The sequence below is a fragment of the Allobosea sp. GW822-FHT05A11 genome (assembly GCF_058800455.1).
In genome coordinates this window covers 1-520 of the sequence record NZ_JBXAMI010000014.1, presented here as the reverse complement: position 1 = coordinate 520, position 520 = coordinate 1, and the positions used below count along the sequence as shown (strand labels likewise).

The window sequence follows — 520 nt, the reverse complement described above, 5'->3', positions numbered from 1 at the left end:
GTGGATCTAGCCGAGGCCATCGGAACGAGCGAGTTCATGGACCCGCCGGACGGTGGTGATGTGCCGCTCGTCGAGCAGGTTCGACGAATGGCGACAGCCTTCAAGCGGCGTGGCGAAGACATCGTGGCGCTGATGGCGGCGGTTGACTCTGAGAAGGCCGAACGCCGTCAGGAGCGTGCCGCTCGTTTGGCCTTCCTGGGAGCAGCGCGCGAAGCTCTGATCAACAGCGGTCTGACGCGCGAACAAGTCATCATCGCGGACAATGCCATATCGGAGTCATTCCGGCGCGTCCGTGAGGAGACCCGCCATGACGGCTGATCCCATGAGAGCGGCCATCGATGGCTTCAACAACCTCATCGACCGTATCGAAACACGATGCCTCGCGGCGGATGGCCCCGTGACACCGACCTTGCAGGAGATGCGAGAGGACGAACTAGCGGCAATATGGCGGTTTCTCCAAACGATCCGATCCGCCCTGTCTCAGTCCACCTCTGCCGGGAGGGTTGGGGAATGATAGGGG

The 520-nt window shown here is 62.1% G+C and carries 1 protein-coding gene; it reads left to right on the top strand.

Annotation, left to right across the window (positions count from 1 at the left end; translation table 11 throughout):
- Positions 1 to 318 (top strand): hypothetical protein (locus tag AC1RLU_RS26495; RefSeq protein WP_492799010.1); only part of this gene is annotated, 318 nt, incomplete at its 5' end.
- Positions 319 to 520 lie beyond the last annotated feature (202 nt).